Source organism: Phaeobacter sp. JH20_26 (genome assembly GCF_048056275.1).
Classification (GTDB): Bacteria; Pseudomonadota; Alphaproteobacteria; order Rhodobacterales; family Rhodobacteraceae; genus Phaeobacter; species Phaeobacter bryozoorum.
Map to the genome: position 1 here is coordinate 514878 of NZ_JAYMWL010000013.1, position 25460 is coordinate 540337.

Below are 25460 nucleotides of genomic sequence, written 5' to 3' on the forward strand. Positions count from 1 at the left end.
GCCATCCTGCAAACAATGGCAGATCATCAGAGCGCACAGCCGCCCTCTGTCAGATCCATCACGCGAACCGCTGGGCGCAGGGGTTGTCCCATGGCGCGCAACAATGGGGAGAATTTTAGACAACTTGTCGCCACCACGGGCTGATTTACGATTCGCCCGGCCCCGTGACGCCGCCTGAGGCGCCGACCAGCGCTCAGATCATGTCGCTGACCCGCTGGCGAAAGGTCGCATAGGCTGCGTCAAAACCATCGCGCAGGGCAGCATCGGGGGTGACCGTGCGCGCGATCTGCGGCGCGGTCAGAACCTCGGCGGGATCCTCACATGTCACCGCCAGCCGGGCCAGTCGCGCCGCACCAAGCGCGGCGCCGAACTCGCCCCCCTGCGGGAGATGCAGCGGCAGGTCCAGCACCGTGGCCAGCAGCTTGACCCAATAGGGTGATCTGCTGCCGCCGCCGATGACCAGACAGCTGTCCAGCTCAGCGCCGGTGCTGCGCAGCGCCGCCAGACAGTCGCGCAGCCCGTAGCAGACACCCTCCATCACCGCGCGGGCCATATCCTCGGTCGTGGTCGCGACCGACAGCCCCTGAAACCCACCGCGCAGGCTTGCCGAGTTATGCGGCGTGCGCTCACCGGAGAGATAGGGAAGGAATGTCACCTCGCCGGGGGGGCGCAGCTGATCGCCAAGACCTGCTGTCAGATCCGCAGGGCTGCGTCCGGTGATCCGGCCCAGCCAGTTCAGGCAATCGGTGGCCGAGAGCATCACCCCCATCTGATACCAGCGCTCCGGGATCGCGTGACAGAAGGTATGCACCGCCGTTGCCGGATCCGGGTGGAATCCGTCGCGCGCGGTCAGCACCACACCGGAGGTGCCAAGCGAGACAAACCCCTGCCCCGGTGCCATCACCCCGGTGCCACAGGCCGCAGCGGCATTGTCGCCTGCGCCACCGGCCACGGTCACGTCTTTGCCAAATCCCCAGCGCGCGGCCAGTTCGGGACGCAGGATACCACCAGGCTCGCAGCCTTCGACCAGATCCGGCATTTGATCACGCCGCATGCGACCCGCGCGCAGCAGGGGCTCCGACCAGTCCCGCGCCCCCACATCCAGCCAGGAGGTGCCTGCGCTGTCGGACATGTCGGCCACATGGCGCCCGGTCAGATGCAGGTTCAGATAGGCCGCAGGCAGCAGGACCTTGGCCGTATTGGCAAAAATCTCCGGCTCGTGGCGCTGCACCCACAAAAGTTTCGGCGCGGTGAACCCCGGAAAGACGATATTGCCGCTCAGATCGCGGACCTTCGCCGTCGCGTCCAGCTCAGCCGCCTCAGCGGCGGAACGGGTGTCGTTCCACAGGATGCAGGGCCGCAGCACCTGATCGGCGCCGTCCAGCAGCACCGCACCGTGCATATGCCCTGCCACGGCAATGCCGCATATCTGACCATAGCCGGGGGTATCCCGCAGCTGGTCCATCGCGCGATCCAGCGCGGTGATCCAGTCGCCGGGATCCTGTTCCGACCAGCCGGGATGGGGGGTCTGCACGCAATACTGCGCCTCAGCCGAGGCGACGGGCCTGCCCGCCGCACCGGTCATCAGCGCACGCAGTCCCGATGTGCCAAGATCAATGCCAAGATACATATCTGTGCCCTCTCCCCATTACGCCATGGTTCCGCCGCCTCAGACGAAACGGTTGACCAGCGCCTCCAGCTGTTCCTGACGGCCAGAGACCGGCTGCGGATCAAGCGCCCTGGCCTCGGCCTGATCGGCGATGGCCTCCAGCGTTGCGCCCTCGGCCAGATAGGCCTGCGCCTCGGCAGTGGTCCAACCGGCGTAACGGTCGCGGCAATTGGCCTCAAGGCTATCACTTTCCAGCAAGGCAGCGGCGGCGCGTAGCCCCCGCGCGCAGACGTCCATGGCCCCCACATGGGCCGCGATCAGATCCTCGGCATCCAGCGACTGACGGCGCAGCTTGGCATCGAAATTGGTGCCGCCGCTGGTAAAGCCACCGCCGCGCAGAATTTCATAATAGGCCAGCGCCACCTCCGGCACGTTGTTGGGGAACTGATCGGTGTCCCAGCCGGACTGGTAGTCGTTGCGGTTCATGTCGATGGAGCCAAAGATCCCCAGCGCATTGGCCATGGCGATCTCATGTTCAAAGCTGTGACCGGCGAGGATGGCGTGACCCTGTTCAATGTTCACCTTCACCTCATCCTCAAGACCAAAGCGTTTGAGGAAGCCGTAAACGGTGGCAACGTCATAGTCATATTGATGTTTGGTCGGCTCCTGCGGCTTTGGCTCGATCAGGATTGCGCCTTTGAAGCCGATCTTGTGTTTGTAATCGACCACCATCGACAGGAAGCGGCCCATCTGCTCCAGCTCACGCGACAGATCGGTGTTGAGCAGGGTTTCATAGCCCTCGCGTCCGCCCCAAAGGACATAGTTCTCGCCGTTCAGACGATGGGTCAGATCCATGCAGGCGCGCACGGTGGAGGCGCAATAGGCAAAGACATCCGGGTCGGGATTGGTGCTGGCGCCGGCCATATAGCGGCGGTTGGAGAACATATTGGCCGTCCCCCACAGGAGTTTCGGGCCACCATCTGCCATTTTCTGTTCCAGCAGATCGCCCATCTGGTTCAGGCGTTTGTGGCTTTCGGCGAGGCTTCCGCCTTCTGGCCGGATATCGTGGTCGTGGAAACAGTAGTACGGCACGCCGAGGATGCGGAACATGTCAAAGGCGGCCTCCGCCTTCATGCGCGCCAGATCCATGGTATCGGCGGGGAACCACGGCCGATCAAAGGTCTGCCCGCCAAACGGGTCGTTCCCCTCCCAAACAAAGTTGTGCCAGTAGCAGACGGCAAAGCGCAGGTGGTCTTCCATCCGTTTGCCCATGATCATTTCATCGGGGTTGTAGTGGCGATAGGCCAGCCCGTTGCCATCTGGATTGTAGGTGACTGCTGCGATGTCGTCGAAATAGCCAGCCATGGTCAGGCCCTCTCTTCTGGCCCGACCGCAGGCTGCGGGGGCATGTTGTGTTTGAAATGGACGGCGGGAATGATCTGCGCGGTCAGCGGGTCGAACGGCAGCCCGTCGCTGAGCGCGACAAGGGCCGCTAGGGCGGCGGTGATTTCCTGCGCCGGTTTCTGGTCGATCACCGCATCAATAAGGCCCTGCGCCACGGCATCGCGGGTCGCGGCGCAGAGTTCGTGGCTGATCACCACCGGAGGGTGCGGCCGTTCCGTCGCCGACAGGGCCGCGACCAGCCCCGGAATGCCGGCACCCAGATTGTAGACCCCGGTAATGTCGGGGTTTGCATCAAGCGCGCGGCGCAGCGCCTGTTCCAGCACATCGGGGTCGTCGCCTGTCTCCAGCGGTGGCAGCACCGGCAGACCGGGCGAGACCACATCGCAGAACCCGGCGTAGCGGTCGGCATGATCGCGGGCGCTGAGACTGCCGGTGATGGGAAGGATCCGGCCCCGCCCTTCGGAGGCCGCTCCGCGATGGGCCAGCACCATCAGGTCGCCTGCGGTGCGACCTGCGGTCCGGTTGTCGATCCCCACATAGGCATCCCGCGTGGTTTCCGGGCTGTCGGCGACCAGTGTGACCACGGCAACACCCCTGGCCCGCAGGCTGGTCAGCGCGGCCTCAACCTGCGGATCCTCCACCGCCACAAGGCAGAGACCGTCGTAATCCTCGGCGGCGCAGTTTTCGATCGCCCGCACCAGCGCCGCCGCATCAAAGGCAGGCACATGGGTGATGGTGATCTGCTGGCGCGCCTGCGCGCGGCGGGTCTGTTCGCTTTGGAGATGCTCATGCAGCCGGGCAAAGAAGCCCTCGCCCGCCATCGGCAGCAGAAAGGCAAACCGGTAGCGGCGACGGCGTGACAGATTGGCGGCGGTGATATCGCGCTGATAGCCCAGCTCGGCAATGGCCGCGCGCACCCGGTCCTGCGATTTTTTCGCCACCCCGCCGCGATTGTTCAGCACCCGGTCCGCCGTGGCGTAGCTGACCCCGGCCGCGGCAGCGACATCATGTAGGGTTGGTTTTCCCATCCTTGCAGCCCATCTGTTTCCGGCAGTTTTTGACAGACGTATATCATTTTCTGATAGACGTCTATCATTTTGTCGATCAAGCCGCGGTCGCCACGATCTGACAGGTGGCTGATGGATCACGGGGGCAAGGTCTGAAACGCAAAAAGCCACCACATGCTGTGGCGGCTGTTATAAAACCATCTTGGTCTAGATGTTATGGCGGAGAGACAGGGATTCGAACCCTGGAGACGGTTCCCCGCCTACACACTTTCCAGGCGTGCGCCTTCGACCACTCGGCCACCTCTCCGTTGGGCGGACTTTTGACGGATCACGGAAGCAATTGCAAGAGCGAAAACAGCAAAAAATTCACTCTTGCAGAAACTTATTTGCAGCCCGCGCTCAAGCCCCCAGATGCAGGTAGACACGGCGGTTCTGCTTGCCCTTTTTTTCAACCTTTCCAAGGCGGATAGGACCAATTTCAGCGGTGCTGCGCACATGGGTGCCGCCGCAGGGTTGCAGGTCGATCTGCTCCTGCGTCGTACCGATCCGCACCAGCCGAATGCGGCCATTGCCACGGGGCGGCGCCACCGACATGGTTTTCACCAGATCGGGGTTTGCATCCAGCTCCTCCTCGGTGATCCAGCGCTCGCTGACCTCCAGATCGCGGCTGATGACGGCGTTGAGCGCATCCTCCAGCGCCTGTTTGTCCTCCGGCGCCTCGGGCATGTTGAAGTCAAGCCGCCCCTTGTCGGCGCCGATGGAACCGCCGGAGACCGGCAGGGGAATCACCACCGAGAGGAGATGCAGCGCGGTATGGATGCGCATATGGCCAAGGCGGCGGTCCCAGTCGAGGGTCTGCGTCACCTCCTGCCCGACGCTGGGCAGCGGCTGGTCAGGTTCCGGCAGCAGGACAATGGCGCCCGCCTCCCCCTTTACCGTATTAGTGATCGTCAGGCGGTGCGCCCCTGCCCCATCGGACCAGCTGAGATGACCGGTATCGCCCGGTTGCCCGCCCCCGGTTGCGTAAAAGACGGACTGGTTCAGCACCAGCCCGCCTTCGTTTGTGTGGTCAATGATCTGCGCCGGGGCCTGTTGTGCATAGGCATCCGTCAGGAACAATTGGTCGGTCATCGATCGCCGTCTCCGTCTTCATCGCCGCTGTCAGCTGCATCGTCCCGGTTGGAGAGGTCCTCCAGATCCGGGGTTTCGGGGCGTTTGCTGGCGGGCGCCGCTGCCGCAGCCGGTGATGGCCGGGCCGCGCTGTCCTGAACAGATCCGGGGCCAGATCCGGGGCCAGAGTCGGGCGCAGCTTCAGGCGCCGCCGCCGCCGCCCCGGCCAGCGCCTCGGGGTTGCGGATCCAGATATCGCGCTGGGCGAAGGGGATCTCGATCCCGGCCTCGTCGAAGCGGCGGGCGATGTCGTAGTTCATGTCGGATTTCACCGACAGGACCCAGTTCACATCGCGCAGGATCGCGCGGATCTCAAAGTTGAGACTGTCCGCCCCAAAGCCCTGAAACACCACCGATGGCGGCGGGTTCATCAACACCATCGGATGTGCCTTGGCGACCTCGATCAGGATGGCCTCGACCTTGCGCGGGTCGGTGCCGTAGCTGACGCCGACAGGCACGATCACCCGGCCCACGGTATTGCCGCGGGTGTAATTGGTGACGGTGCCGGTGATCAGATCCGAGTTCGGAACAATCACATCGGTGCGGTCGAAGGTCTCGATCCGGGTGGAGCGCACGGAGATATCGCGCACATAGCCCATCAGGCCGCCAACCTCGATCCAGTCGCCCTTGGACACCGGGCGCTCGACCAGAAGGATGATGCCGGAGACAAAGTTCGACACGATGGTTTGCAGACCAAAGCCGATGCCCACAGAGAGCGCACCGGCGACAATGGCGAGCGAGGACAGATCCAGACCGGCCATCGAAATCGCCACCAGAGCGGCCAGAAAAATCCCGACATAGCCCATGCCGGAGACGATGGCATTCTGGCCGCCGACATCAATGCGGGTCTTGGGCAGCAGCGCGTTGCGCAGGCTGCCCTGCACCAGCCGGGTCAGACCGTAGCCGACGGCAAAGATGGTCACAAAGGTCAGAAAGGCGGTGGGCGAAATACGGGTGTCGCCAATCTGGAAGCCCTCGAGGAAGTTCGACCACAGCTCCGTCAGATCCGCAACGCGCGCGCCCCAGATCAGCGCCAGCATCGGCAGCGCCACCAGCGCCAGCGCAAAGCCGATCAGCGCCGTGAAGAGCGAGTCGCGGGCGGCGCTACCCTTGCCGGTGACAAAGCCGTAGAGATCGGCAAAGAACCGTTGCAGGACAAACAGGCCCGCCAGCATCGCCAGCGTCAGCATGGCCGGGTAGATCACCGCCTCGGCCGCGTTGAGATAGCCCACCGCAGCCAGCAGCGGCCCAGCAAAGCCGAGAAGGTAGATCGCCCGGCGCACCACCGCGATGATGCGATTGGCCCCGGCGGCGATGGCGCCTTCCTCGGGCTCCTCCTCGCTCTGTGCCTGACGCTGCTTGGCCCCGATGCGGTGCAGACGCAGCAGGATCAGCGCAGCACAGCTGATCAGCGGAAAGGCATAGACCGCGGAACTGCTGTCCGGGATGTTCTGGATCCGCTCGATGGTGGCAAAAACATCCTGCAGCACCAGGATCACCGCCATCATGTCGATCAGAAAGCGGGTCTCGGCCTGATTGCCCTCCTGTACGGGCAGCAGATCATTCTCGATCTGATTGGTATAGAGCTGCTCACCCAGCCAGTGGAACGACAGCATGATAAAGGCCCAGGCCGGCACGGATTCGAGGAAGATGCTGCCGCGCACCCCAAGAATGCCCGAAAGATCGACCGCTGCGACCAGAAAGATGACACCGATCAGCGGCAGCAGCACCTGTAGCAGCGAGACGACAAAGGTCCAGACGCCGGTGCCCCGCGCGCCGTAGCGCCGCAGGTAATCACCCGCCAGATGCGCCCATGGGCGCCCGCGCAGGATCAGCAGCATACCGATCAGCACCAGCACAAGAATGCCCACCAGATCGCCGCTGATGCGTTCGCTGGTGGTGTCATTGCGCAGCTGCGACAGAGTTTCATTGCCCACGGCGCGGCTGGCGTGGACCAGATCCCGCAGCGCGCCGGGCCAATGTTCGGGGTTGAGCGGCGAGGTGCCGCGTTCAAACAGTCGTTTGGTCAGCCGTTCGCGGACAATCTTGTCGATCTCGTTGATCAGGCCGTCGGCGCGGCTGTAGGCCTCTTCGGCGACGATACGCGGCACCCGCAGCTCATTGAGCTGCTGGGTCAGCGCGTCACGCAGCTGGGCGATGTCTTCGGGCTCTTCCTCGCCCTCGCCCGGTGGGGCGCCAAGCGCGTCCAGCTGGCCCTGAAGGGTCTGGATACGCTCGCCGTTTTCCCCACGCTTGGTCTGGAAGGTCTGTCGGAATTCGGCCAGCTCGCTGCGCAGCTGTTCCAAGGCGATATTGGAGGCGCGGCTGGCATCAATGACGTTTTCGGCCCGGTTCGCGGTGCGCAGCCAATTCTCGTAATAGGATTTCGAACGCGCATCGAGCTGGGCCAGAGCGGGAAAGGCCAGGCTGATCAGAAGAACCAGCCCGGCCAGACATTTCACAAAACCACGCATGAGGGCGATCATACGTCCTCGAACACGCCGGGGATAGAGGCCGGGGTGTGAGTCATCCAATCCGGCACCGGCAGGTTCTTTTCACGCAGGAAGTCGGGGTTGAACAGTTTCGACTGGTAGCGCGTCCCGTAGTCACAGAGCACGGTGACGATGGTCTTGCCCGGTCCCATGTCCTTGGCCATGCGCACGGCACCGGCGATATTGATCGCCGAGGAGCCGCCCAGCACCAGACCCTCTTCGTGCAGGAGGTCGAAGACATAGGGCAGCGCGTCGCGGTCCTCGATCTGGTAGCAGAAATCCGGTTTGAACCCTTCAAGGTTCTTGGTGATGCGCACCTGGCCGATGCCTTCTGCGATGGAGCCGCCTTCGGTCACGATTTCACCGGTGGTGTAGTAGGAATAAAGCGCCGCGCCCATCGGATCGGCAAGGCCGATTTTCACGCCCTTGGGCTGGAGCACATCGGCCACACCTGCCAGCGTGCCGCCAGAACCGACCGCGCAGACAAAGCCGTCCACCTTGCCGTCGGTCTGCTCCCAGATCTCGGGTGCGGTGGTTTCGATATGGGCCTGCCGGTTGGCGACATTGTCGAACTGATTGGCCCAGATCGCACCATTGGGTTCGGTCTTGGCCAGTTCCTTGGCCAGACGTTCCGAATAGCGGACAAAGTTATTGGGATTGCGATAAGGCGCTGCGGGGACCTGCACCAGCTGGGCGCCGGCCAGTCGCAACATGTCCTTTTTCTCTTCGGACTGGGTTTCGGGGATCACGATCACCGTTTTGAAGCCCATCGACGCGCCAACCAGCGCCAGGCCGATCCCGGTGTTACCGGCAGTGCCCTCGACGATGGTGCCGCCCGGCTTCAGATCACCGCGCGCGATGGCGTCCTTGATGATATAAAGTGCGGCGCGGTCCTTGACCGACTGGCCGGGGTTCATGAACTCGGCCTTTCCCAGAATCTCACATCCGGTTTCATCGCTGACGCGGTTCAGGCGGATCAGAGGCGTGTGGCCGATCGCGTCGGCCAGATCATGTGCAATGCGCATGGTATCCCTTTCGATCATTCCAGTTGAGGTGTAGCCAAGGCATTGGACAACCACAAGCCGAGATAGCGGCGCGCCGCGCGGTTGGCGGGGTCAGCCCTGCCGCAAGCGCTCACGATGGCGTGACAGCCAGAGGGCGGCGGTGACCAGTGGCATGTCCTGATAGGTCTGGTCATCTACGCCCTGTATCAGCGCCTCATAGGGCAGGATCTGGCTGCGGATATCTTCGCCCTCGCTCTCCAGTCCGCCGCCGCCGGCGATCTCGTCAAAGTCGCAGAGACCCACAAAAATATGCAGAAATTCGCCTGAGGCGCCGCTGGAGGGGTAGACCTGGGCGACGGTTTCCAGCTGGTCGATCTTCAGCCCCGCCTCCTCCATCGCCTCGCGGCGGGCGGCCTGTTCGGGGGTTTCGCCGGGGTCGATCAGCCCGGCCACCGGCTCCCACATCCAGGGGCGCTGGTTGCCCGCGATATAGGTGGCGGCGCGGAACTGTTCGATCAGCAAAACCGCGTCGCGGCGGCGATCATAGGGCAGCACCACCGCCGCCTGCCCCACCAGCGCGACGCCCCGGTTGATCACCGGGCTGAGGCTGCCGTCATAGCGGCGGAATTGCAGGTCCATCTCCTCCATCGCGAAGAAGTTGAGATAGGCGCGTTTATGCTGGTGGACGACGACGTCGCGGGCCAGATCGTGATCTGGATCGCCGGGGCGGTTCTGCGCCGCGAGCCAGGCGGCGGCGCGGATGCGGATCGGGCGGAACCGCTCGGCCACCTCGGCGGCGGTCAGGCGACCGCGATAGGCCATGACCTCCTCTGCCGCGCGCAGCGACAAGGCGCCCCATTTCTGCTGCCAGTCGCCCAGATCCCAGGCCGCCCCGGTCTGCCACAGGCCCGGCTCTGGGAAATAGACCTCCGCCGGGGCGCTGCCGCCTGCGTCCAGCGCGACCGTGACAGGGCGCAGCGTATAGTCGAACCCGCCTTCGTAGAAATTCAGCGCCGCCATATCGTCCGGGGTGAGACCGCGCAGCAGCAGCCCCGGTGCGCGGTGGCCGACGCGGGCCTCTATCGCCGGGAAAGGCTGATCCACCACCGCAAAGGCACCGTGATCGGGCAGATGTGCAGGGGTGACATCCAGCGCGGCACCGGACCGCCCCAACACCAGTTCAAGCAGCGGCATATGGCGCAGCGTGCCATAGACAAAAAGATCAACCACGGTCTGTATCCTGTTGGAATTCTGTTATCTCAGCGCCAGCGTCTTGCGGCATTCTCGGTCACCAGACCGCTGAAGATGCCGCCGATCACCAGCGCCAGCAACACATGTGGCACCGCCATCACGAAAAAGAAATCCAAACCGATGACAAAAATCGCCGAAAGCGCCTCAAACGGGCCGTCATAGCGGTTGCGCATGGCGAGGCGAAACATTTCCCAGGCGCCTTGCAGGAACAGCCCCCAGAGCACCAGCAGGGCCACACCGGTGACGCCGTTGTTGATCGCATTGACCACGCCGCGGCCGACATGGCGGCCGACCCAGACCCAGCCGATCAGCGCGCCAAGCGCGGCGTTGAGCGGCACGAAATAGCCGAAATCGGTGCCCTCGGGCATCAGTGGCATGATCAGGAAAGAGGCGGCAATCGCGACAAGCGCCATGCTGACGGCGGCGATAAGACGGGCGGCTGTGGGCATGATCCGGGCTTTCGTTCAGCGGTGGGCCAGCGTGATCTGGGTCACGTCGCAGGTTTGCGCCTTGAACGCGGCGGCGCAGGAGGTGAGATAGAAATTCCACATCTTTTTGAACCGATCATCAAATCCCATGGCCGCAATCTCGTCCCAGCGACTGTTAAAGGTGGTGTGCCAACGCCGCAGCGTCTGATCGTAGCTATCACCGAATTCGAGCGATTTCATGACCTTTAGCCCGGCATTTTCAACCTGCTGGCGCAAGATCCCGGGTGCAGGGAGCATGCCGCCGGGAAAGATGTGTTTCTGGATGAAATCAACGCCGCGTTTGTAGACCGTCCAGCGCCGGTCGGCGACGGTGATGATCTGCAAGGTGGCCTGACCGCCGGGGCGCAGCCGGTCGTGGATCATCCTGAAATAGGCGGGCCAGTATTTTTCGCCCACCGCCTCGAACATCTCGATAGAGGCAATGCCATCGAAGGTGCCTTCGCAGTCGCGGTAATCCTGCATCCTGAGCTCGACCCTGTCGGAAAGCCCCGCCTTTTCAATGCGCTCGCGGGCGTATTTCAACTGTTCTTCGCTGATGGTCAGGCCCGTGACCCGCAGGCCGCGTTCGCGGGCTGCATATTCGGCAAACCCGCCCCAGCCGCAGCCGACCTCCAGCACGTGATCGCCGGGCTGCACGCCCATCTGGTCAACCATGGAGGCATATTTGGCGGTCTGCGCCGCCTCCAGGCTTTCCTGCCCGGTTTTGAACAGGGCGCTGGAATAGGTCATCGTGTCATCAAGCCACAGCCCGTAGAAGGCGTTGCCGAGGTCATAGTGATAGGAGATATTCGCCTTGGCCTGCGCGCGGTGATTGCGTTGCAGCCAGAAGCGGAACTGTTCATAGGCGCGGATCAGCCCGCGTCCCGGAAAGCCATCATAGACGGTTTCAGACCCCAGATGCACCAGATCCATGAAGGCCTGAAGATCGGATGTGCTCCACCAGCCATCAAGATAGGCATCGGAGAACCCCAGATCCCCCTCGCGGATCAGCCGGGCGAAACAATCGGGGTTGTGAATGCGCAGATCGGCCACCGGACCGGGGCGGTCGCCAGTGACACGGAACACCCGGCCGTCCGGCAGATGGATGTCCAGCTGCCCCACCTCCAGCGCCTGCAACTGGTCAAAGATCGCCGCGAAATAGCGCGGCAGATTGGCCTGTCCTTCGGTCTGTGTGAGCGCCATTCTCTCCTCCCCTAGACGGGTCCGGTGGGTTCACGGCCCCTGTCCAGAGAAAAGGCTAGGCCAAATCAGGCGCTTCTGGCAAGGGATCTATCAGTCCTCGGGCAGCTCGCGCTGGCCGTAGACCTCAAGCGCGCGGGCGCGACCCTCTTTCAGATCAACGAAGGGGCTGGCGCGTCTGTCCTGCGGCGACAGCTCCCAGGACAGGGGTGTCGCGCGGTAGAAATCCAGCGCCGTCTGCGGCGGGCTGTCCTGACCTTCGGCGATCCACGCGGATTGGTAGCGGCCCTTGGGGTCGAATTTCTCCAGCTGGCCGTCGGGGTTGAATATCCGAAAAAACGGCGAGGCATCGGGGCCGGAGCCGGCCACCCACTGCCAGCCCATGGCGTTGGAGGCCGGATCCCAGTCCACCAGACACTCCTCGAACCATTTCTGACCGATGCGCCAGTGGGTGAGCATATGTTTGGTCAGGAAACTGGCCACGATCATCCGGGCGCGGTTGTGCATCTTGCCGGTCACATAGAGTTCGCGCATGGCGGCATCGACGAAATTGTAACCGGTCTGACCACGCCGCCAGGCATCTACCCGGTCGTCGTCCTGCTCGGACCAGCGGAAGCTCTCCCATTCGGGGCGCCAGTTGCGGGTCAGGATATGCGGAGTGTGGAACATCAGGTGGTAGGCGAATTCGCGCCAGACGATTTCCTTGAGAAAATGCTCAGCGCCGGATTTGCCTGCGCGACGTGCCTCCAGCCCGTGATGCCACATGCGGCGCGGGCTGATTTCTCCCCAGGCGAGGTTTTCAGACAGGCCGGACGTGGCATCCACCGCGGGAAAGTCTCGGTCCGGTTTGTAGTCGGCCACGCGGGAGTCGAGGAATTCCGCCAGCCGCTCCTGCGCGGCATCTTCCCCGACCCGGCAATATTGCGCCACGATGTCAGCGCCGCGGCGCATATCAGCGGCGAGTTTCCAGCTGTCCAGATCATCAGAGGCGGGCCATTGCTCCGGCGCGGGTATTCGGGATGGGGCGGCGATCAGATCCGCGACATCGCGGTCGCGCACGGATTTCCAGTAGGGCGAATAGACCCGGTACATGCCGCCGGTCTTGGTCTCGACGGTCCAGGGTTCAAACAGCAGATGACCACCAAAAGACTGCGCCGCAACGCCCTGCCCATTCAGCTGTTCCTTGATGGTGGTGTCGCGGGCGATGGCGTCGGGATCATAGGCGCGGCTCCAGTGCACCGCCCCTGCCCCGGTCTCCGCGATCACCTGTGCCAGCACCTCGGCTGCCGGACCACGCCGCAGGATCAGGCGGCTGCCGCGCTGCTCCAGCACCTTGGCCAGATGGGCAAGCCCCAGCCCCAGCCGGAACTTTGGCGCAGCACCTAGGTGTTCATCCAGCGTGTCAAAGACAAAGAGCGGGATCACCGGGGTGCCCCGGGCGACGGCCGCCTCAAGGGCGGGGTTGTCGGCGAGCCGCAGGTCTCGGCGCAGCCACCAGATCACCGGCGCCTGTGGCGGGGTATGGTCAGTCATGAAAGATCAAGGTCCCTGTATCGCTGCGGTTTTCACAACACGCGATCTAGGGCCTCGATCAACTGTGTCATCTCTTTTTTCGAGGTGTAATGCGTAAAACTGAGCCGCAGCACGCCGTCAACGGTAGAGACACCCATCGCATTCAGGGCACGCAGGGCGTAGAAATCACCGCCCCCCGCCATGATGCCATGTTCGGCCAGTTCACCGGCTACGGCTTCGGCGGGGCGATCCAGCGCCAGTGCCACGGTGGGCGCGCGTCTGCTGGCATCAGAGGGGCCGATCAGGCGCAGATCGTTGCGGTCCTTCACCATATCGAGCAGCGGTTGCAGCAGCTCCACCTCATGGGCGCGCATCAGATCGTGGACAAAGGCCCCCTGTGCCGCGCCTTCGGTCAGCGGGCCGCCGTGATGATGGGCCAGCGCGGCGATGTAGTCGGCCATGCCCGCGCAGGCGGCGACCTGAGCGTGGTCCGGCCCCGCCGGAGTGAAGCGTTTGTAGAGCGTGTCACCGTTGAAGAAATGTCCCTGATTGGGCAGCAGCTCCCCCAGGGCGCGGCGGATCACCATCAGCCCCTGATGCGGCCCGTAGGTCTTATAGGCGGAGAACAGATAGATATCCGGCCCCAGCTCGCCGACATTGGGCAGGCCATGGGGCGCGTAAGAGACACCATCGACACAGACAAAGGCGCCGGCCGCATGGGCCAGAGCGGTGATTTCGGTGACCGGGTTCAGCTCCCCGACCACGTTGGAACAATGCGGAAAACAGACCAGCCGGACGTTTTCGTCCAGAAGATTTTCCAGATCTGCGGGGTTCAGATGGCCGGTTTGCGGGTCGATCTGCCATTCGCGCACCTCGATCCCGGCATCCGCAAGGCGCCGCCACGGGCCGCTGTTGGCCTCGTGATCCTGATTGGTGACGATGATCGCCTCCCCCGGAGACAGGAACTGGCGAAAGGCCTGCGCCAGCACATAGGTATTCTGGGTGGTCGAGGGGCCAAAGCTCAGCTCATCCCGTGCCACCCCGAGGATGCCGGAAAGCCGGTGCCGCGCCTCGTCCATCTCGTCGCCCGCCAGCGTCGAGGCCTCATAGGGGGCATAGGGCTGCACTTTGCGTTCGGTATAAAAACGGGTGAGCCGGTTGATCACCTGCTGACAGGTATAAGAGCCACCGGCGTTCTCGAAAAAGGCCTGACCTTGCAGGTTGGGCGCTGCAAAGGCCGGAAACTGGCTGCGGACAAAGTCGATATCAAGGGCCATGGTCTCTCCTCTTTCTGTCTCAGAAGAAGTGACGGCGATGATGCGCAAGGTCAAGCGCGGAGAGACTGCGGCCACCGCTGACCTGATGTCATTTTCTGTCAACAGTGGCGGGTAGCTAGGGGATACATCAACACGAAAGGATGCAGATGATGGCCTATACGCCCAAGGATTTTCTGGTCTGGGGAGAAATCCCCGTCACCGACATGGACGGCGCGCGCAAGTTCTACGAGCATGTGACCGGCGCCGCGCTGGAACTGGTCAGCGATGGCCCCAACCCGATGCTGCTGTTTCGCCCCAAGGACCCGGCAACCGGGGTCGCGCTGAGCATCTATCCCGGCACCCCGGCCCCGGATGGTGTTGGCCCGACCCTGCATCTGGCCGCCGAAGGTGCGCTGGCCGATGTGATGACGCGGGTGACCGACGCCGGTGGGCAGGTGGTGTCAGAGGCGGTGCCGCTGCCCGACGGGCAGTTCTTCTACGCCAAAGACCCCGACGGCAATTCGGTCGGCTTCTATGAGGCCAAGAGCTGAACGGCAAACGCCCCGGAGTTCTCCGGGGCGTTTCTGGGCGTTGCTGTCCCGGGATGGCGGCGCGGGATCAGCGCGCCTCGGTCTGCAATCCGCGCAGGATCGCCCAGCACATCAGCAGCAGCACGATGGTGAACGGCAAGCCGGTGGAGATCACCATCGCCTGCAGGGCCACAAGACCACCGCCGAGCAGCAGCACGATCGCAACCGCACCTTCGAACACGCACCAGAAGACCCGTTGCGGCAGCGGCGCGTCGACCTTGCCGCCTGCGGTGATGGTGTCGATCACCAGCGAGCCGGAATCCGAAGAGGTGACGAAGAACACGATCACCAGAAGGATGCCGACAAAGGAGGTGATCGAGGCCAGCGGCAGCTGATCCAGCATCTTGAACAGCTTCAGCTCAAGTGCGGCATCCTGCGCGCCGGTATAGCCATCAGCCACCACCTGATGAATGGCGGTGCCGCCAAAGACGCTCATCCACAGGACGCAGACCAGGCTGGGGATCAGCAGAACGCAGATGATGAACTCGCGCACGGTGCGGCCCCGGCTGACGCGGGCGATGAACATGCCGACAAACGGCGACCAGCTGATCCACCACGCCCAGTAAAAGGCGGTCCAGCCCTGGCTGTAGTTGGCATCCTCGCGGCCGAAGGGCATGGAGAGCGCCGGCAGATACTGCACATAGGCCACCAGACTGTCGAAGAAGCCGGTGATGATCAGCAGCGTTGGCCCGACCAAAAGCACGAAGATCAACAGCAGGAAGGCCAGCCCCATGTTGATTTCGCTCAGCACTTTCACACCGCCATCAAGACCGCGCACAACCGAGATCAGCGCAACCGCGGTGATGGCGGAGATCAGCAGCACCTCGGTGGTCGAGCCAACCGGCACACCGAACAGCTCGTTCAGGCCCGCATTGGCCTGTGTCGCGCCAAAACCCAGCGAGGTTGCAAGGTCAAACAGCGTGGCGAAAACCGCCAGAATGTCGATGATATGGCCGGTCCAGCCCCAGACCCGCTCGCCGAAGATCGGGTAGAAGGCCGAGCGGATGGTGAGTGGCAGCCCCTTGTTGAAGGAGAACAGCGCCAGCGACAGGGCAACAATCGCGTAGATCGCCCATGGGTGCAGGCCCCAGTGATAGATCGTCGCCGCCATGCCCAGACGCACGGCTTCGGTGCTGTCCCCGGCTGCGCCGCCCAGCGGCGCCCAATCGGTGCGGGCGCCATTTTCACCCATGCTCACGCCACCAAAGGCGGTGGAGTAATGGCTCATCGGTTCGCTGACACCGTAGAACATCAGGCCGATGCCCATGCCGGCCGCAAACAGCATCGCAAACCAGCCGATGTAGGTATAATCGGGTGCCGCGTCGGCCCCGCCAAGGCGCACCTTGCCCCAGGGCGAGACGATCAGGAAGAAACAGAACAGCACGAAGATATTGCCCGCGCTGAGGAAGAACCAGTCGAACGAGCTGGTCACGGCGGGGCGCAGCCAGCCAAAGAAGGTTGCCGCCTGTTCCGGCAGAACCAGCGCGTAGAACACAAACAGCATGATGCTGATGCCGGAGACCATGAAAACCGGGTTATGGATGTCAAATCCAATCGGTCCCACGGATCCTTCCAGATTGTCCTGTCCGATTTCATATTCGGTGTCGATGACGGCGGCCTCACCGTCGGGGGCGGGTATGCCCTGATTGGCCGTTTCGTCTGTCATGGGTGTCCCTGTTCTGTCTTATGTGAACGTCCAGTGTCTCAACCGTCGCGCGCTGCGCAGGTTCCCGCCGATCGCGAAAAAAATGCAGCCCCCGCACGGGTGCCTCTCCATGACCGGCGCCCGCTGAGCAGGCGGTCGGGCGCGATCATCACAGCGCTCATGCCGACAACGATCGCCGATAGATCCGCGTCAGCCCAGTCACGCGCTGCGGTCAGGCAGCGGCTGGCGTGGCCATGGACAGATCACCAGCCTAGCAGAAAACCATGCAAATGTCGCGCCTTGTGGGGCGATCTGCGTGACAGCGGTGCAATCGCTGCGCGATATGCGCCCGGTTGCCGGGTCTATGACGCGGGGATTGACCAGCTGGCCCCGCGGACGCGCAAAGAACGCGCAGGCTGGCTGCGCGTTCTGACAGGTTTCCCTGTGATCATCGCCCGATCTATCTCTGATCTGTCGACCTTCAGGCGGGTTGCCCCGTCAGCAGAGGCCGTGTCAGCCGTTCACATCAACGACAACGCGGCCCTTCACCTGCCCTTTCAGGATATCGGCGCCCAGCTGTGGCAGATCGGACAGGGTGGCCGGCTGCACCATCGCCTCCAGCTTATCCATCGGCAGATCGGTGGCGATGCGCTGCCAGGCCCGCAGGCGGTTGTCATAAGGCTGCATCACGCTGTCGATGCCCAGAAGGTTGACGCCGCGCAACAGAAACGGGATCACCGTGGCGGGCAGACCGGCCCCGCCTGCAAGGCCAACCGCCGCCACCGAGGCCCCATATTTCATCTGGCCCAGAACCCGCGCCAGCATCGCACCACCGACCGCATCAATGCAGCCCGCCCAGTTCTCGCTTTCGAGAGGGCGCTTTACCGTCTCGTTCAGCTCTTCGCGCGGCACGATCTGGGTGGCGCCAAGGGCGGTGAGATAGTCGGATGTCTCAGGGCGCCCGGTGACCGCCGCAACCTCATAGCCGAGGTTGGCGAGGATCGCGGTTGCCACCGACCCCACGCCACCCGCAGCGCCGGTCACCAGCACCGGACCGCGGCCGGGTGTCAGCCCGTGATCCTCTAGCGCCATGACGGCCAGCATTGCGGTAAAACCCGCTGTGCCAACAGCCATGGCCTGGCGCGTGTCGATCCCATCCGGCAAGGGCACCAGCCAATCGGCGCGCACGCGGGCCTTTTGCGCATAACCGCCCCAATGGGCTTCGCCGACGCGCCAGCCGGTCAGCACAACCTTGTCGCCGGGTTTGTAACGCTCATCGCTGGAGGTCTCGACCGTGCCTGCAAAATCAATGCCCGGCACATGCGGATATTTGCGCACCAGTCCGCCGCCCGGACCAAGACAGAGGCCATCCTTGTAGTTCACGGTTGAGTAGTCCACTGCCACGGTCACCTCGGCATCCGGCAGCTGCTCGAGGCTGAGCGTTTGCACGGCGGCGGATGTCTCGCCGCTGTCTTCGTCCTTGGTCACAACCAATGCGTTGAACATGATGGGTCCTCCTCTGAATTCAACCTGACGCGCCAGGAGCGCGGACCCGCCGTGCAGCCGAAACGGCGATGGCGGGCGACTCAACTCTTGCCAATCAAATGTCAGACTTTTAAATGTCTGACAAATGATTTCTGCCGAGACGCGCGCCACGCCACAGGTCATCACAGAGATCATCACACAGGCGAAGACACTGGCCACCACACAGGGCACCACACAGGGCACCGACATGAAGCTGAACCCCCGTAGCGCCGCCGATCTGTCGGCGCAGATTGCCGAAGCCATCCGCGATGCGATCATCAGCGGCGCCCTGCCTGTGGACCAGCGCCTGCCCTCGGAGGCCGAACTGGCCGAGCAGTTTCAGGTGTCCCGGCCAACAGTCCGCGAAGCCCTGAAGCGGCTGGCCGCGCAGGCGCTGATCCGCACCCAGCGCGGCGCCACCGGCGGCGCCTTTGTCAACCGGCTGAGTTTTGAGGATGCCTACGCCCAGCAGGTGACCACATCGACGCTGCTGCTGAGCATGAATGCTGTTAGTTTCGACACCGCCTGCGAGGCGCGCTATGCGCTGGAACGGGCCTGCGCGCCGCTGGCGGCGGCACGTCGGACGGCGGATCAGCTGGCGACCATGCGCGCCGAGATCTTTCGTCAGGGCCAGCCCGGGCTGACGGATGAGGCGTTCTGCGCCTCGGATGTGGCCTTTCACCGGGCGCTGGTCGATGCGGCGGGCAATCCGGTGTTGTCCTACCAGCTGGCCGGAGCGGTCGAGGCGATGCAGCCGCTGATGAACATGATCACCTTTACCGCGCGCGACCGCGCCCGGATGGTGGCACTGCATGGCGCCATTGCCGATGCGCTGGAGGGGCGCGACGAGGCCGCCGCCACTGCCGGGCTGACCGCATTGGAGGACGAGACCCGCACGCTGGCCGCTGCGGTCTTTGCCCGGCGGGCTGCCGAAGCGACCAGGGGCGACCATGGCTAAACCACCGCCCCGGCGTCGTGGTGCAGCCGCTCCCGCCGGGACGTATTTTATGTGTCATTTCCCCTTTAACTCCGTATCGGCACGGCCTATATTCAGGGTGTTCCTTCGGGAACTATGGACATAAACGCGCTCGTAATAAGCGGATCGGACCCGGGGGCGGTACCCGGCGACTCCACCAAACATCCTTCATTTGGGGATCATGGGGTCGAAACAGGATCGACGAACGTCTAAAGGGGTTAGCTTTGTCTCGGCTGTCTGCCACCGTTATCGGCGAAACTTGTACAATTGCAAATGACAATCGTGCTCCGGCAATGGCAGTAGCAGCGTAAGCTGTTAATGTCGCCGAAACTAAGTCCTTGCGCCTAGCCGCGTAAGGCGGGGTTCGCAGGTACCTGGCAACAGAAACCTGCACTTCCTCCTCGCCTACTCCCGACTTCGATCTTGGCCTCGGCCCTACCGCAATATCTGTTTCTCACAATGCAGGCATCTCGGTACCACAGGCGCCCCCTGACGCCACATCCGGGGCCACGCCGAAGGTCGATACACCAGCGCAGATGCGGGAGGCACCAGAGGCGATCAAACTCGACTGCGGGCAGCGCCATCCGGTGCGAATGCCCATTGAATTGTTGTTAACACTTGTGCTTCAGTCTCATGTCTGACGACGGTCCAGTCCCGCGTCAGGCGTTGTTTTGACCAATGCTGCAACCCTGAATAAGGCTGCCTGCGCAACCCCGATGCTTCAACCGGTGTCAGTTTCTGACCCTTAGGGAATAAATGAAAAACAGTGAACGGCTCTTTCGATGGTTTCACGATGTCTGGGTCGGTCTGGACCTCGACCAGATTGAGCCGATGTTTCATCCTGAGCTTGAGGTAAACGGCCCTCTGCATGGCGCAATCGCAATTGCTGCGGACTACCGCGAAATTGTCGGCACGCTGCACAATCTCATGGAGGATCTTGACCTGACCCTGACCCATGCGCTGGATGACGGCGACTATTGCGCGATCCGGGTCCACGTGCGGTGCTATGGCCGCAGTTCGGATGACAAACTGGACTACTACGGCCAGCTGATTGTGCGGATGCAGGATGGTCAGATCCGGGAATTCCTGTCCAACTTCGACTATATGACCATGTTCGAGCAGCTCGGCCAGCTGCCACAGGACTGTCTGCCGATCTGCATGACCGGTGAGCGGCTGACCTGGATGGATGACACCTGACCAGGCAGCCGCAGGCGGCACTGTGAAGTTTCTGTAACCTCTTCGGTTTTCGGCCTCTCCACGGTCCGCGGCCACTGGCACTGGTCGCGCAGAATGCTACAAGGTCAGCGTCCAGCCAATGGTGCGCCTATGACCGACATGTCCGCAGACCCCGAGATCAGCCCAATCCCCCCCCAGATCGCGATGGCGGATCTGATCCGGGTGTTTGGCCGCATTGGGCTGCTGTCCTTTGGCGGGCCAGCGGCGCAGATTGCATTGATGCACAAGGAGCTGGTCGAGGATCGCCCCTTGCTGAGCGAGGCCGGATTTCTGCGTGCGCTGTCGTTCTGCATGATGTTGCCGGGACCGGAAGCGATGCAGCTGGCCACCTACGCCGGCTGGCGGCTGCGCGGTGGCATCGGCGGGCTGATTGCAGGGCTGTTGTTTGTCCTGCCGGGCGCGCTGGTGATCGCCGCCCTGGTCTTTCTATACGTGAACTTTGGCACCCAACCTGTTGCTCAGGCGGCTTTCCTCGGCATCAAGGCAGCGGTGGTCGCGATTGTCCTTCAGGCGCTGCAACGGCTGGGAAAGAAGGCGCTGCATGGTGTCACCGATTATGGGCTGGCGGCTTTTGGCTTTGTTGCGCTGTTCCTGTTCGGGCTGCCGTTTCCGCTGGTGGTTCTGGCGGCTGCGCTGATCGGCGCGCTGGCGGCCCGGTCGGCGCCCCCCTCTCCCGCCGGACCGATCGGTCACGGGCCCGAGGCCGCAACGCCGTTCTGGTCGACACTGCTGATCTGGGGCGGGCTCTGGCTGCTGCCGCTGGCTGCTTTGAGCCTGTTCGGCCCGCAGCTGCTGGCAGATATCGGCTGGTTCTTTGCCAAGCTGGCGGTTGTCACCTTTGGCGGAGCCTATGCGGTTCTGGCCTATATGTCGCAGACGGTGGTCGGGCAGTACCAGTGGATCGATACCGGCCAGATGATTGATGCGCTGGGGCTGGCGGAAACCACACCGGGGCCGCTGATTCTGGTGACGCAATTTGTGGCGATGCTGGCCGGTGCGCTGGCCTCCGGGGCATTGATGGCGATTGCGGCCGGGCTGGTCGCGCTTTGGGCGACCTTTCTGCCCTGTTTTCTGTGGATCTTTCTCGCGGCTCCACATGTGGAGCGGATTGCCAGCCATCCCCGGCTGGGCGCTGCGCTGCGCGCAATCACCGCGGCCGTGGTCGGCGTCATCCTGAACCTGTCGGTCTGGTTCCTGCTGCATGTGCTGTTTCGCGAAATTGCGGTTCTGGAGCTGCCCGCGCTCACCCTGATGATGCCGGTCATGGCCAGCCTGAATGTCAGCGCTGCGCTTTTGGTGCTGGCCGCACCGGTGGTGGCGCTGGCCTGCGGTGGACGACTGGCGCTGATACTGCCGGTGATGGGCGGACTTGGCATCCTTCTGGCGCAGGTCATCTGAGCAACGCAATCCCAGCGCAAATGTCGGGCATTCCTCTGCTAGTGTCAGAAATTATTTACGAATCCCTAACGAGCGGGCCTTTAGTTTCCGGTAGAAATCCGTATTCTGAAACCAATAGAGACTTAAGGGTATCGGAATGTCCCGCGAAATTGACTATGGAAATCTGATGCATTCGGCCATGCGTGGTCTGATCCGATCTGTACTGGATGGGGTGGCTGAACACGGGCTGCCCGGAAATCATCATTTTTTCATCACCTTCGACACCTCGCACCCCGATGCGGAGCTGGCAGATTGGCTGTCGGATCGCTACCCTGGCGAGATGACCGTGGTCATGCAGCACTGGTTCGACAATCTGGAGGTCGGCGAGGACGGCTTTGCCATCACGCTGAATTTCGGCGATGCGCCGGAGCCTCTCTATATCCCCTATGACGCCATCAAGACCTTTGTCGATCCCTCGGTTGAGTTCGGCCTGAGGTTTGAGACGCCAGAGGATGACGACGACGCCGAAGAGATGATTGCCGAACTGGACGACGGCATCGAGATCGAGGTCGACGAAGACCCGGACGCGAAGAAGGCCGCCGACGTAGTATCGTTGGACAGTTTCCGCAAGTAACACGCGGTTCCACGCGCCCATTCATTCACATCTGACCGCTAAGGTTCGTGAACCGGTGCTTGCATCGGTGCGCTCCTGTGGAGCCACTGAATGGGCCTCGATAGACGGTGTCTCGTGCGGTGCAGCCCTGACACGCCCCGTAGCCGCGCCTGTTTGACGCCGCCCGTGACGCCTTAGCTTTGCGCCGCAAGAGACTGTTAATAAAATATTTCGCCGGATTCGTCGCGGCGGTCAGTGACGTTCGAGGAAAGTTTTCAGCTCTTTGCGCGGCAACCCGTTGCGATGAGAGGAATAGACCAGATCCAGCCCGCCCTCTGCCAATGTCCGGTCATATTGCTGCATCTCGTAGTCGCCATTGGGGCCGATGAACATCGAGAAAACCGTCAGCGTATCGCCCACGATGCGGCCCCAGACATAGGGTTCGCCCTTCATCGGATCGAGCTGCACGGTATGGCCAAACACATTGCGTTTCATCGCGGCGGCAAAGATATCGTCCCGCTCAGTCGGCTGGAACTCGACACTATAGGACTTGGTCTTGCGCCGCCCATCCTTCTTCAGCGAGGTGGTTGTCCATTGCACGTAGAAGCCTTCATCGCTTTTGGCGATCGGGCCGATCTGCACGGTGGCATCACGGTGTTCCTCGCTGCCGTCAGCGTTGGGCACCACCAGAGAGCCCTGATAGCGGCCAAAGAATGGCCGCACATCAGCGGCCAGCGCCTGCCCGGCAAAAATCACGATCAGCGCAAGTGTCAGAAACCCGGCCTGAAGACGCATCTGCAGCCGTGATACACACCGCGTCGCCGCCTCGGGCGGGCAGTGGCGCCTGCCCTGTGAGATGGCCTGAGATGGCTGCAATGGTCGGTGTCTGAGCACAGGCGGATCCTTCGGTTTGGGCTGACGTCGGATTGTCTGAGCCTAATCTAGCGGTCTTCTGCCCCGGTGCAATGGCTCATCCCGCATTGGCCTCTATACCTCGGGTGCGGAATGGCTATGCTGCGCGAAACTGCGCAATTGCCTCGTGGTCCGGCACGGGGTAGACGGCATACCAACGCATACATTTAGTCATCATCAGACGGAGAGAGACTTATGTCCGATACCCGCACCGAAACCGACAGCTTCGGTCCGCTTGAGGTCCCTGCAGACAAGTACTGGGGCGCTCAGACCCAGCGCTCGATCATGAACTTCCCTATTGGCTGGGAAAAACAGCCCGTCGCCATCGTGCGCGCGCTGGGGGTGATCAAACAGGCCTGCGCCATGGCCAACAAGGCATCGGGCGCGCTGGATGCGACGCTGGCGGATGCCATCATCCAAGCTGCGGGCGAAGTGATCGAGGGCAAGTTCGATGACAACTTCCCGCTGGTGGTCTGGCAGACCGGGTCCGGCACCCAGTCCAACATGAACTCCAACGAGGTGATCGCCAACCGCGCCATCGAAATTCTCGGCGGTACCATCGGCTCCAAGGATCCGGTGCATCCGAATGATCACTGCAACATGGGCCAGTCCTCAAACGACACCTTCCCCACCGCGATGCATATCGCCACCGCGATGATGGTGCGCGACGTGCTGGTGCCGGGGCTGACGAAACTGGCCGAAGGGCTGGAAGCCAAATCCGAGGCCTTCAAGGATATCATCAAGATTGGCCGCACCCATACGCAGGATGCCACCCCGCTGACGCTGGGCCAGGAATTCGGCGGCTACGCCCATCAGATCCGTCAGGGTCTGGCCCGGGTCGAGGCGGCGATGCCCGGCATCTACGAGCTGGCACAGGGCGGCACCGCCGTTGGCACCGGACTGAACACGCAAAAAGGCTGGGGCGAGACGGTCGCTGCCAACATGGCCGAGATCACTGGCCTGCCGTTTGTCACTGCGCCGAACAAGTTCGAGGCACTGGCCGCCCATGACGCCATGGTGTTCCTGTCCGGCGCGCTCGCGACCATTGCGGGCAGCTGCTACAAGATCGCCAATGACATCCGCTTCCTCGGCTCCGGCCCGCGCTCTGGTCTGGGCGAGCTGATCCTGCCAGAGAATGAGCCGGGATCGTCGATCATGCCGGGTAAGGTGAACCCGACCCAAGCAGAGGCGCTGACCCAGGTTGCCGCCCACGTGATGGGCAATGATGCCGCGATCAAATTCGCAGGCTCGCAGGGCCATTTCGAGCTGAACGTCTACAACCCGATGATGTCCTACAACCTCCTGCAGTCGATCCAGCTCCTGGGCGATGCGGCGGACAGCTTCACCGAGCGGATGCTGAACGGCATCGAGGCCAATGAGCCGCGCATCGACAAGCTGATGAAGGAATCGCTGATGCTGGTCACCGCGCTGGCGCCGACAATTGGCTATGACAATGCCACCAAGGTTGCCAAGACCGCGCATAAGAACGGCACCACGCTGAAGGAAGAGGCCATTGCGCTTGGCTTCGTGGATGAGGCGACATTTGACGCGGTGGTGCGGCCTGAGCAGATGATCGGTCCCAAGGGCTGATGGTGAAACCGGTCAATCTGAACCGGTATCGCAAAGACAAGGCGCGGGCCGAGAAAAAGGCCCGCGCTGACCGAAACGCCGTGACCTATGGCCGGACCAAAGCCGAGAAGGATCTCGACAAGGCGCGCATTGCGCAGGAGATCGACCGGCTGGACAAGCACCGGCGCGACGATGACTAACCGGCCCAGAAAACACTCTCTGACGCTGCGGGGCCACCGCACCTCGGTCTCGCTGGAAGATGAATTCTGGCAGGCCTTCCGCGAGATTGCAGCCGAAGACGGGCGCGCCATCAATGATCTGGCCGCCGAGATCGACGAAACGCGCGGCGTGGATTGCGGTCTGGCCTCGGCCATCCGCCTGCATGTCTTGCGACGCTTAAGGTCACGTTAATCAGGGCTTGGGATCGTATCGCCATACCGATGCCCGCCCCGCCTACCACCGACAGCCGCCAGAAGCGCGACATCGACCGGCTGCTGGGTTGGGAGCGTTTTCGGCGCGAGCTGAAACGCAGGGGCTTTCACGCGATTGAAAACGTAAGTCAGGTGATCCTCTTTTGCCATCAGGACGCAATGCGCATCATTCAGTGACGCCAATATCTTAGACGAAATGTGCCAATAAAATTCGA

Annotated in this window: 23 protein-coding genes, 1 tRNA gene and 1 other RNA gene; 10 read left to right on the top strand and 15 right to left on the bottom strand. The window is 62.8% G+C overall.

The window, feature by feature from the left end; all coding sequences use genetic code 11:
* Positions 1 to 193 precede the first annotated feature (193 nt).
* The 12 genes from xylB to VWY60_RS08265 all read right to left on the bottom strand — a co-directional run bounded on the left by xylB (position 194) and on the right by VWY60_RS08265 (position 14393).
* Positions 194 to 1630 (bottom strand): xylulokinase, encoded by a 1437-nt coding sequence (gene xylB, locus VWY60_RS08210; RefSeq protein WP_416540251.1) that lies wholly within the window; start codon positions 1628 to 1630, stop codon positions 194 to 196.
* A 39-nt stretch (positions 1631 to 1669) separates the two neighbouring features.
* Positions 1670 to 2974 carry a xylose isomerase gene (gene xylA / locus VWY60_RS08215; RefSeq protein ID WP_416540252.1) on the bottom strand — a complete coding sequence of 435 codons (1305 nt, stop codon included), beginning with the start codon at positions 2972 to 2974 and terminating at the stop codon, positions 1670 to 1672.
* A gap of 2 nt (positions 2975 to 2976) precedes the next feature.
* Positions 2977 to 4041, bottom strand: coding sequence for a LacI family DNA-binding transcriptional regulator (locus tag VWY60_RS08220; protein ID WP_416540253.1), 1065 nt, complete (start codon positions 4039 to 4041; stop codon positions 2977 to 2979).
* Positions 4042 to 4237: 196 nt separating this feature from the next.
* A tRNA-Ser gene (locus tag VWY60_RS08225) sits at positions 4238 to 4327 on the bottom strand.
* Between the two features lie 92 nt (positions 4328 to 4419).
* Complete coding sequence (locus VWY60_RS08230; RefSeq protein ID WP_416540254.1) at positions 4420 to 5151, bottom strand: alanyl-tRNA editing protein; 732 nt, start codon at positions 5149 to 5151, stop codon at positions 4420 to 4422.
* A complete protein-coding gene (locus tag VWY60_RS08235) occupies positions 5148 to 7676 on the bottom strand; it encodes a DUF3772 domain-containing protein (protein WP_416540255.1) in 2529 nt (842 codons plus the stop codon). Before VWY60_RS08235 ends, VWY60_RS08230 begins: the two co-directional genes overlap by 4 nt.
* On the bottom strand, positions 7673 to 8707 hold the full coding sequence (locus VWY60_RS08240; RefSeq protein ID WP_340545416.1) for a cysteine synthase A: 1035 nt from the start codon (positions 8705 to 8707) through the stop codon (positions 7673 to 7675). The genes VWY60_RS08235 and VWY60_RS08240 overlap by 4 nt, the downstream gene beginning before the upstream one ends.
* A 90-nt stretch (positions 8708 to 8797) precedes the next feature.
* Positions 8798 to 9916, bottom strand: coding sequence for an NUDIX domain-containing protein (locus VWY60_RS08245; protein ID WP_416540256.1), 1119 nt, complete (start codon positions 9914 to 9916; stop codon positions 8798 to 8800).
* A gap of 29 nt (positions 9917 to 9945) precedes the next feature.
* Positions 9946 to 10386: a TrgA family protein gene (locus tag VWY60_RS08250; RefSeq protein ID WP_340545414.1), complete on the bottom strand. Its 441-nt coding sequence runs from the start codon at positions 10384 to 10386 to the stop codon at positions 9946 to 9948.
* 15 nt (positions 10387 to 10401) lie between these two features.
* The gene (locus tag VWY60_RS08255; protein ID WP_416540257.1) at positions 10402 to 11607 is read right to left on the bottom strand and encodes a class I SAM-dependent methyltransferase; all 1206 of its coding nucleotides are present in this window, start codon (positions 11605 to 11607) and stop codon (positions 10402 to 10404) included.
* Positions 11608 to 11697: 90 nt separating this feature from the next.
* Entirely contained in the window at positions 11698 to 13137 is a 1440-nt protein-coding gene (locus VWY60_RS08260) for a cryptochrome/photolyase family protein (protein ID WP_416540258.1), read from the bottom strand.
* Between the two features lie 32 nt (positions 13138 to 13169).
* On the bottom strand, positions 13170 to 14393 hold the full coding sequence (locus VWY60_RS08265; RefSeq protein WP_416540259.1) for an aminotransferase class V-fold PLP-dependent enzyme: 1224 nt from the start codon (positions 14391 to 14393) through the stop codon (positions 13170 to 13172).
* A 149-nt stretch (positions 14394 to 14542) separates the two neighbouring features.
* Here VWY60_RS08265 and VWY60_RS08270 point away from each other — a divergent pair, with 149 nt between their 5' ends.
* Positions 14543 to 14923, top strand: a complete 381-nt coding sequence (locus VWY60_RS08270; RefSeq protein ID WP_416536081.1) for a VOC family protein — start codon at positions 14543 to 14545, stop codon at positions 14921 to 14923.
* A 67-nt stretch (positions 14924 to 14990) separates the two neighbouring features.
* Here VWY60_RS08270 and VWY60_RS08275 read toward each other — a convergent pair whose 3' ends face one another.
* A complete protein-coding gene (locus VWY60_RS08275; RefSeq protein WP_416540260.1) occupies positions 14991 to 16628 on the bottom strand; it encodes a BCCT family transporter in 1638 nt (545 codons plus the stop codon).
* Between the two features lie 492 nt (positions 16629 to 17120).
* On the bottom strand, positions 17121 to 18113 hold the full coding sequence (gene acuI, locus VWY60_RS08280; protein WP_416540261.1) for an acryloyl-CoA reductase: 993 nt from the start codon (positions 18111 to 18113) through the stop codon (positions 17121 to 17123).
* A gap of 226 nt (positions 18114 to 18339) precedes the next feature.
* Between acuI and VWY60_RS08285 the strand changes: the two genes are divergently transcribed.
* The 5 genes from VWY60_RS08285 (at position 18340) to VWY60_RS08305 (ending at position 22354) form a co-directional block, all read left to right on the top strand.
* Positions 18340 to 19089 (top strand): FadR/GntR family transcriptional regulator, encoded by a 750-nt coding sequence (locus tag VWY60_RS08285; protein WP_340546313.1) that lies wholly within the window; start codon positions 18340 to 18342, stop codon positions 19087 to 19089.
* Between the two features lie 60 nt (positions 19090 to 19149).
* Positions 19150 to 19502: a transfer-messenger RNA gene (gene ssrA / locus VWY60_RS08290) on the top strand.
* Between the two features lie 361 nt (positions 19503 to 19863).
* Positions 19864 to 20304: a nuclear transport factor 2 family protein gene (locus VWY60_RS08295; protein WP_416536086.1), complete on the top strand. Its 441-nt coding sequence runs from the start codon at positions 19864 to 19866 to the stop codon at positions 20302 to 20304.
* Positions 20305 to 20433: 129 nt separating this feature from the next.
* Positions 20434 to 21741 carry a chromate efflux transporter gene (gene chrA / locus VWY60_RS08300; RefSeq protein WP_416540262.1) on the top strand — a complete coding sequence of 436 codons (1308 nt, stop codon included), beginning with the start codon at positions 20434 to 20436 and terminating at the stop codon, positions 21739 to 21741.
* A gap of 136 nt (positions 21742 to 21877) precedes the next feature.
* A complete protein-coding gene (locus VWY60_RS08305) occupies positions 21878 to 22354 on the top strand; it encodes an SspB family protein (protein ID WP_416538673.1) in 477 nt (158 codons plus the stop codon).
* Positions 22355 to 22585: 231 nt separating this feature from the next.
* Here the strand turns inward: VWY60_RS08305 and VWY60_RS08310 are convergent, their stop codons facing one another.
* Complete coding sequence (locus VWY60_RS08310) at positions 22586 to 23128, bottom strand: hypothetical protein (RefSeq protein WP_340545404.1); 543 nt, start codon at positions 23126 to 23128, stop codon at positions 22586 to 22588.
* 312 nt (positions 23129 to 23440) lie between these two features.
* Between VWY60_RS08310 and fumC the strand changes: the two genes are divergently transcribed.
* From fumC to VWY60_RS08330, 4 genes are read left to right on the top strand one after another with little or no spacing between them, the layout of a single operon-like run.
* Complete coding sequence (gene fumC / locus VWY60_RS08315) at positions 23441 to 24835, top strand: class II fumarate hydratase (RefSeq protein ID WP_340545403.1); 1395 nt, start codon at positions 23441 to 23443, stop codon at positions 24833 to 24835.
* Positions 24835 to 25014: a DUF4169 family protein gene (locus VWY60_RS08320; protein ID WP_416540263.1), complete on the top strand. Its 180-nt coding sequence runs from the start codon at positions 24835 to 24837 to the stop codon at positions 25012 to 25014. The genes fumC and VWY60_RS08320 overlap by 1 nt, the downstream gene beginning before the upstream one ends.
* On the top strand, positions 25007 to 25225 hold the full coding sequence (locus tag VWY60_RS08325) for a ribbon-helix-helix domain-containing protein (RefSeq protein WP_029601902.1): 219 nt from the start codon (positions 25007 to 25009) through the stop codon (positions 25223 to 25225). The genes VWY60_RS08320 and VWY60_RS08325 overlap by 8 nt, the downstream gene beginning before the upstream one ends.
* A gap of 29 nt (positions 25226 to 25254) precedes the next feature.
* Positions 25255 to 25422, top strand: coding sequence for a hypothetical protein (locus VWY60_RS08330; RefSeq protein WP_416540264.1), 168 nt, complete (start codon positions 25255 to 25257; stop codon positions 25420 to 25422).
* The last annotated feature ends 38 nt before the right edge of the window (positions 25423 to 25460 follow it).

Excerpts from the sequence above, each read along its gene's own strand:
- VWY60_RS08235 (WP_416540255.1), bottom strand. The coding sequence starts at position 7,676 with ATGATCGCCCTCATGCGTGGTTTTGTGAAATGTCTGGCCGGGCTGGTT.
- VWY60_RS08265 (WP_416540259.1), bottom strand. The coding sequence starts at position 14,393 with ATGGCCCTTGATATCGACTTTGTCCGCAGCCAGTTTCCGGCCTTTGCA.
- VWY60_RS08275 (WP_416540260.1), bottom strand. The coding sequence starts at position 16,628 with ATGACAGACGAAACGGCCAATCAGGGCATACCCGCCCCCGACGGTGAG.
- VWY60_RS08260 (WP_416540258.1), bottom strand. The coding sequence starts at position 13,137 with ATGACTGACCATACCCCGCCACAGGCGCCGGTGATCTGGTGGCTGCGC.
- VWY60_RS08295 (WP_416536086.1), top strand. The coding sequence starts at position 19,864 with ATGAAAAACAGTGAACGGCTCTTTCGATGGTTTCACGATGTCTGGGTC.
- VWY60_RS08220 (WP_416540253.1), bottom strand. The coding sequence starts at position 4,041 with ATGGGAAAACCAACCCTACATGATGTCGCTGCCGCGGCCGGGGTCAGC.
- acuI (WP_416540261.1), bottom strand. The coding sequence starts at position 18,113 with ATGTTCAACGCATTGGTTGTGACCAAGGACGAAGACAGCGGCGAGACA.
- chrA (WP_416540262.1), top strand. The coding sequence starts at position 20,434 with ATGACCGACATGTCCGCAGACCCCGAGATCAGCCCAATCCCCCCCCAG.
- VWY60_RS08255 (WP_416540257.1), bottom strand. The coding sequence starts at position 11,607 with ATGGCGCTCACACAGACCGAAGGACAGGCCAATCTGCCGCGCTATTTC.
- VWY60_RS08270 (WP_416536081.1), top strand. The coding sequence starts at position 14,543 with ATGGCCTATACGCCCAAGGATTTTCTGGTCTGGGGAGAAATCCCCGTC.
- VWY60_RS08330 (WP_416540264.1), top strand. The coding sequence starts at position 25,255 with ATGCCCGCCCCGCCTACCACCGACAGCCGCCAGAAGCGCGACATCGAC.
- VWY60_RS08310 (WP_340545404.1), bottom strand. The coding sequence starts at position 23,128 with ATGCGTCTTCAGGCCGGGTTTCTGACACTTGCGCTGATCGTGATTTTT.
- VWY60_RS08230 (WP_416540254.1), bottom strand. The coding sequence starts at position 5,151 with ATGACCGACCAATTGTTCCTGACGGATGCCTATGCACAACAGGCCCCG.
- fumC (WP_340545403.1), top strand. The coding sequence starts at position 23,441 with ATGTCCGATACCCGCACCGAAACCGACAGCTTCGGTCCGCTTGAGGTC.
- VWY60_RS08285 (WP_340546313.1), top strand. The coding sequence starts at position 18,340 with ATGAAGCTGAACCCCCGTAGCGCCGCCGATCTGTCGGCGCAGATTGCC.
- VWY60_RS08320 (WP_416540263.1), top strand. The coding sequence starts at position 24,835 with ATGGTGAAACCGGTCAATCTGAACCGGTATCGCAAAGACAAGGCGCGG.
- VWY60_RS08240 (WP_340545416.1), bottom strand. The coding sequence starts at position 8,707 with ATGCGCATTGCACATGATCTGGCCGACGCGATCGGCCACACGCCTCTG.
- VWY60_RS08250 (WP_340545414.1), bottom strand. The coding sequence starts at position 10,386 with ATGCCCACAGCCGCCCGTCTTATCGCCGCCGTCAGCATGGCGCTTGTC.
- VWY60_RS08305 (WP_416538673.1), top strand. The coding sequence starts at position 21,878 with ATGTCCCGCGAAATTGACTATGGAAATCTGATGCATTCGGCCATGCGT.
- VWY60_RS08325 (WP_029601902.1), top strand. The coding sequence starts at position 25,007 with ATGACTAACCGGCCCAGAAAACACTCTCTGACGCTGCGGGGCCACCGC.
- xylB (WP_416540251.1), bottom strand. The coding sequence starts at position 1,630 with ATGTATCTTGGCATTGATCTTGGCACATCGGGACTGCGTGCGCTGATG.
- xylA (WP_416540252.1), bottom strand. The coding sequence starts at position 2,974 with ATGGCTGGCTATTTCGACGACATCGCAGCAGTCACCTACAATCCAGAT.